General features: G+C 67.1%; 7 protein-coding genes, 1 pseudogene and 1 riboswitch. Of the genes and pseudogenes, 2 read left to right on the top strand and 6 right to left on the bottom strand.

The window, feature by feature from the left end:
* A pseudogene (locus WAW85_RS17230) lies at positions 1 to 510 on the bottom strand (hypothetical protein); the annotation flags it as partial.
* A gap of 80 nt (positions 511 to 590) precedes the next feature.
* Here WAW85_RS17230 and WAW85_RS17225 point away from each other — a divergent pair.
* Positions 591 to 773, top strand: a complete 183-nt coding sequence (locus WAW85_RS17225; protein ID WP_422560805.1) for a hypothetical protein — start codon at positions 591 to 593, stop codon at positions 771 to 773.
* Between the two features lie 78 nt (positions 774 to 851).
* Here WAW85_RS17225 and WAW85_RS17220 read toward each other — a convergent pair whose 3' ends face one another.
* The 3 genes from WAW85_RS17220 to WAW85_RS17210 form a co-directional block, all read right to left on the bottom strand.
* Positions 852 to 1,451: a transglycosylase family protein gene (locus WAW85_RS17220; protein WP_422560804.1), complete on the bottom strand. Its 600-nt coding sequence runs from the start codon at positions 1,449 to 1,451 to the stop codon at positions 852 to 854.
* A 7-nt stretch (positions 1,452 to 1,458) separates the two neighbouring features.
* Positions 1,459 to 1,650: riboswitch (cyclic di-AMP (ydaO/yuaA leader) on the bottom strand.
* Between the two features lie 255 nt (positions 1,651 to 1,905).
* Entirely contained in the window at positions 1,906 to 2,415 is a 510-nt protein-coding gene (locus WAW85_RS17215) for a flavin reductase family protein (protein WP_422560803.1), read from the bottom strand.
* Complete coding sequence (locus tag WAW85_RS17210; protein WP_422560802.1) at positions 2,412 to 2,621, bottom strand: hypothetical protein; 210 nt, start codon at positions 2,619 to 2,621, stop codon at positions 2,412 to 2,414. Before WAW85_RS17210 ends, WAW85_RS17215 begins: the two co-directional genes overlap by 4 nt.
* A 105-nt stretch (positions 2,622 to 2,726) precedes the next feature.
* Between WAW85_RS17210 and WAW85_RS17205 the strand changes: the two genes are divergently transcribed.
* Entirely contained in the window at positions 2,727 to 3,140 is a 414-nt protein-coding gene (locus WAW85_RS17205) for a cold-shock protein (RefSeq protein ID WP_422560801.1), read from the top strand.
* Positions 3,141 to 3,149: 9 nt separating this feature from the next.
* On the opposite strand, the gene WAW85_RS17200 is transcribed toward WAW85_RS17205, so the two are convergent.
* Together WAW85_RS17200 and WAW85_RS17195 are read right to left on the bottom strand one after the other, a co-directional pair.
* Positions 3,150 to 3,716, bottom strand: a complete 567-nt coding sequence (locus WAW85_RS17200; protein ID WP_422560800.1) for a DUF2771 family protein — start codon at positions 3,714 to 3,716, stop codon at positions 3,150 to 3,152.
* The coding region (locus WAW85_RS17195; protein ID WP_422560799.1) for an MFS transporter at positions 3,694 to 5,389 on the bottom strand (1,696 nt) is incomplete at its 5' end. The genes WAW85_RS17200 and WAW85_RS17195, both read right to left, overlap by 23 nt.

Raw genomic sequence — 5,389 nt, 5'->3', positions numbered from 1 at the left:
CAGGGCGTCGATCAGCTCACGGATCTCGGCGGGCGTGGCCGCGGCCAGCGGGCCGATCAGGTGGTGGCCACGCCAGGGCAGGGCGGCGGCGAGGTGGATCCCGGCCACCCAGGCCGGTTTTCGGGCGGTTCCGGTGCCCGAATCCCAGATCAGTCCCTGGGCGACGAGGTCGGCCAGGGACGCGTCGAGTTCGGCGCGTTTGATCCGGCGTCCGAGGGCGCCGATCAGATCCTCGCGGGTGACCGGCCCGATCAGGTCATGTCGGGAGATCGGTCCGCCGCAGTCAAGGAACGCTTCAATGACGGCGACGGTGGGCAAATCGACCGAATCGCCGGCGAGCGCGATCGAGGCTGCCGACAGCGCCCGCTGCGTTAGTCGGGCGGTGCCGCGCGGCGGGGGAGACGCGAGATCGGGGCGCCGGGTGAGGAGTTCGGCGAGCGCCTGGTCGGAACGGTCGGTCAGTGCATCGCTGAGACCACGCAGGGGCGCGGTAGTGGGCACACCGGTCATCCGAACGAGTCTACCGACGCCGTGGCACCGGCTTTCGGGTCCACACCAATGGTGCCGGGTCGACATGGCACAATGGGCCCGTGGCTAAGAACAATGGTTATGTGGACAATGGCTGGCCGGACATCGCTGTCGAGGACCATGCCGTCACCGAGTTCACCGCGCATCTCGCCGGTGCTCTCTCGCCCTTCGGCAACGAGACTACGTTCCCGGTGCCCGCGGACGAGCTGTCGTTTATCAACCCGAAGACCGTCGTCAACCGCTGACGCCGTAGACAAAAGAATCCCCGCACCGTTCGGTGCGGGGATTCTTTATGTCTACGTGGTGCAGAGCGGCGTGGATCTTTACAGACCCAGGGCGCCCTTGTTCGCGTTGAACAGGTCCAACTGACCCTTGTCCAGCTTGATACCGGACTTCTCGAACGCGTCGACGGCGTTGCGCAGTTCGGGGCTGGTGCCCTTCTTGGCCTGTGCGATCGCCTCAGCGGTCGTGGCAGCGTCGTCACCACTCGGGGCGGCGTGGTTGTTCAGCTTCGGAAGCGCCGGGGTGGTCGGCTCGGCCGGCGCGGTGCGCTGGGTCGCGCCCGACAGTCCGACGCCACAGCTGGGCCATGCGCCCTTGCCCTGGCTGGCGAGCACGCGCTCGGCAACCGCGATCTGCTGGGACTTCGAGGCCTGGTTCGCAGTCGGGGCGTACTGGCCGCCGCCGTGGCTGCTCCAGGTGCTCGGGCTGAACTGCAGGCCACCGGAGTAGCCGTTGCCGGTGTTGATGGCCCAGTTGCCGCCCGACTCGCACTGAGCGACCTGGTCCCATTCGGAATCGGTGGCCGCCGAGGCGGTACCGGCGCTCAGGAAGGCAGCGCCGCCGCCGAGGACGGCGGTGGTCAGGGCGATCTTGGCCGCAGTCTTGGTGGTGCTGTTGGACGACTTAGCGTGACGTGCCATAGGAAGTTTTTCCTCTCTCCACGCGCCTGCGAAGTAAGCTGTCGGGTTCGAGCGAGAGGTGCTCGGTCTGCCGCGGACTGACGTCCGGTTCGGACTTAACCCCAAGGCGAAATGTCTCTCGACTTCTCGCCGTTATCCGGTGGGATGGTGGGTCCCCCGCCCTCGTTCCTGAACTGTGTGAGTTCGGTGATCCCGGCGGCGGAACGAGGTTGGGCGCGTCCGTCGGGAGATGTTGTTTTGTCGGTGCCCGAGGGCGACCGGGTTGAACTCTACGGAATTGGTATGGCTGAATCACGCGGTCCGAGATCCGTCTTTTTGGCCCCCAATCGGGGACCTTGGGCCCAATCGGACGTTATCCCTGCTCACGGCACTGATAGTCGTTCCGTTCCCAGTCTGTTACCTGCCCGTGATGTGAGGAAGGTCACAGTGCGATTGAGACTTGGGGCACATGTCGTTACCCCCGGCGGGCCTCCAGCGCCCGAAAAGTACTGGCGTGGAAGACCAGCGGGTCGACGCCGGGATCGCTGCGCAAAGCGTGAATCTGAAGGAGAACGACGGTGTGGTCGCCGCCCGGGATCTCGCTGGCGACCGTGCACACCAGATGTGCCGCCGCACCGGGAATGAAGAGGGCGCCACTGGGCTCAACGAGCGGCCTCCATCCGGTAAACCGGTCCGCGGGCGGACCGGCGAGTTGCCGGGCGGCCGCGCCCTGGTCGGTAGCGAACACGCTGATGCCCAGCTCGGCGTCGCGCAACTGCGGCCACGTCGTCGATTCGCGCCGGACACAGATCGAGACCAGCGGTGGATCGAGTGAGACTGTGGTGAACGCGCTCGCCGACATGCCGACGTGCTCGCCGGTTGACTGCTGTCGGCAGACGGCGACGACACCGGACGGGAAACAGCTGTAGGCGCGCTTGAGAGCTGCCGGGTCGGCGGCGGCGTCGAGCGGGGTGTCCGGATTCACCGACTGCGTCGTCCGGAGATCAGGGCGAAGGTGACCGCCAGGAGGAGTCCGAGGGGTGCCAGCATCGCCAACACATAGGTGAGAGTCACGATGATTTGGTTCGAGTCGCGGACCGCCGGGATCAAGAGGCTCACCGACGCCAGGAAACCGATGATCACCATGATGACTGCTGTTGGGAGCAACACTGACGACTTCGGGGTCTGCATGACGCCCACGGTAGTCTGCCGCGTACGATAGCTCGAAGTGCGCCTCATCTCGATGTGGGGCGCATTCCTATAGGCAATAGCAGCAGACAGTTGAAGGTGAGCACAGTGCCGAGCGGACGGGTGAAGTGGTACGACTCCGAGAAGGGTTTCGGGTTCCTCTCGCAGGAGGACGGTGACGACGTCTACGTGCGGGCGTCCGCCCTGCCCGCCGATGTCTCGGAGTTGAGCGCCGGCCAGCGCGTCGAGTTCGACATGGCCGCCGGCCGCCGCGGACCGCAGGCGCTGCGGGTGACCGTGCTCGAAGCCGCCCCGAGCGTCGCGCGCAATGTGCGGGAGAACCAGCACGCTGCGGCGAAGAAGCACACCCCCGACGAGTTGCACGGGCTGATCGCCGATCTGATCACCCTGCTCGAGGGCAAGGTGCAGCCCGATCTGCGTAACGGTCGCTACCCGGACCGCAAGACGGCCCGCCGGATCTCCGAAGTCGTGCGCGCGGTAACGCGCGAGCTGGACCGTTAGCGCGGTAGGTCAGGGCGTCGTCGACACGACATAGCCCGTCGGCGCTGTTCGTACCGCGTAGTGCGCGCGGAAACCGATCTCGCCCTGGTCCAAACTGTCGGCGGTGTCGTAGATGACGGCGGAGAACGGCTTTACTTCGATACCGAGGAGCACCCGGTCCGGGGTCGAGGCCAGTCGCTGCGTGGCCATGGTGCCCGACCGGTGAATCCACTGCTGGAAGTCGAGGCCCTCGGGTGTGGCGTACGTTGCTGTCAGCAGCCACGGGCCTTCGAAGATCTGGTGGGGCACCGAGAGCGACAGCGTTGAACCGACGGCCACCGGTAGCACGGTGACCGGCTGTACGGCGATCTCCGCCAAGTTCATCGGGCGCGGGGTGCATTCGGTGAGTTTGAGATCGCACCACACGGTGGGCTCCACCCGCTCGAGGCTGCGGTCGGTGCCGACAGTGATGGACGGCGGCGGGGCGACGTGGCCGCGCACCAGCAGGGTGGTGGCGACCACGATGATCGCGAGGGCGGCGACCACGGCGGCCGTGAGAATCGCGAGGGCCTTCTTATCGGCGGGCTGCAGGGTCATCCGGGTCCTTCGAGCGCTGTGGGCGGGGGTGGGTAGGCGTGACTGCGGTGAACGGCGCGGTCGGGGCAGGCTCGGCCGGGCGCCGACCGCCGACGCCGGGAATCAAGGTGGCACCGCGGCTGGTCAGGATGGTCTGGGCCAGGCCGATGGCCATCAAGACCGCGACGACGGTGAAACCGATCCACAATGTCGTCGGGAGCAGGACGCCGAGGCTGGCGCCGAGCACCCAGCACAGCTGGAGCACAGTCTCACTACGACCGAAGGCGGACGCGCGGGAGGCCTCGGGCAGATCGTCCTGAATGGTGGAGTCCAGGCACACTTTGCCGATCGCGCTGGCGGCCGAGGCGATCAACGCCGCGATGGTGACCATCAGCAGCGTACCGACGACGGCGGCAGCGACCGCGGCGACCGCTGCCGCCGCGGTGCACAGCACAATCACCCGCGGCGGGTTGGTCAGCTGCAGGCGGGTGCCCACGCCGTTGCCCAAGGCATTGCCGACGCCGGCCGCCGCGCCGACGGCACCGAGCATCATCAGTTGGCCCCAGCCGCCGTTGTCGGTGGCCTGGGCTTTCGCGTAGAACGCGACATACAGGGTGAGGAAGCCGGTCAAGATTCGGATGGTGCCGTTGCCCCACAGACCAGTCACCACGACCCGGCCGAGCGGCTGCCGGATGGTCTCGGCGAGCTTCGCCGACAGGCGGCGACCGGTCTGCCTCCCGGACTGTTCGGCCGCCGGATCCGCGCGGTAGGTGATGGTGGTGGGGATCTCGCCTTCGGTGACCTCCACCCAGGACGGGATCTTCATGCAGAAGTAGGCGCCGCCGATTGCCAGCAGGCACAGGATCAGCATTGCGCCGGGTAGATGGAAAGGCAGCCACTGGCCAAGCACCAACTCGCCGAACCCGGCGATACCGCCGGCGACGATGGTGCCGAAGACCAGTCCGAACATGGTCAGCCGCGAATTGACCCGCACCAAGTCGATCGAGGGTGGGAGGACGCGCGGCGCCACCGCCGACTTGAGCACCCCGAACGATTTGGACAGCACCATCAACCCGAGGGCGCAGGGATACAGGATCCACGGTTTGTAGATCAGTTGGTTGGTCTGGGCATCCCAGGACGAGTTGACGATGATCAGCAATGCCAGGAGCGCACGGATGCCGAAGGTTGTGGCCATCGCGATCCGCCGACCGTGTTGCAGCCGGTCGAGCAGCGGTCCGATCAGCGGTGCGATCAGCGCGAACGGGGCGATGGTCAGCGCCAGGTACAGGCCGACGTTGACCTTCGAGTCGGCAGTGGCGGCGGCGAAGAACAGGGTGTTGGCGAGGGCGACTGCCATCGCCGCGTCGACGGCATTGTTGAACACCACCGGCATGGTCAGGGCCGTGAGCCCGGATCGGTCGGCGCCGTCGGCGGTGGCGGCGCGGTGGACCATGCGCACGCTGCGACGGGCGAAGTACTTGGATCGTTGCGCCATCACGCGGACCACGGTGACCTTCTCCGGCGGCACCCACGGGTCCGCATGCCCGAGGGTGGGCTCGGCCGCGGTGAACGCTCGGGTGTCCGGTTCCAGCGGTGGTAGGTGCGGGTTGTGCGACGGTGGCGGAGCCGGCCGTCGCCGTCGATCGGCCGGGTACTGCGATTGCCCCGGATGTGCCTGACCCGGATGCCCGCTG

The sequence above is a fragment of the Gordonia sp. (in: high G+C Gram-positive bacteria) genome (genome assembly GCF_049299075.1).
GTDB lineage: Bacteria > Actinomycetota > Actinomycetes > Mycobacteriales > Mycobacteriaceae > Gordonia.
Note: the sequence above shows the minus strand (reverse complement) of the source record. Positions and strands in the feature narration are given on the sequence as shown.

Bases quoted from the DNA above. Each gene is read 5' to 3' on its own strand.
- WAW85_RS17220 (WP_422560804.1), bottom strand. From the start codon at position 1,451: ATGGCACGTCACGCTAAGTCGTCCAACAGCACCACCAAGACTGCGGCC.
- WAW85_RS17210 (WP_422560802.1), bottom strand. From the start codon at position 2,621: ATGCAGACCCCGAAGTCGTCAGTGTTGCTCCCAACAGCAGTCATCATG.
- WAW85_RS17200 (WP_422560800.1), bottom strand. From the start codon at position 3,716: ATGACCCTGCAGCCCGCCGATAAGAAGGCCCTCGCGATTCTCACGGCC.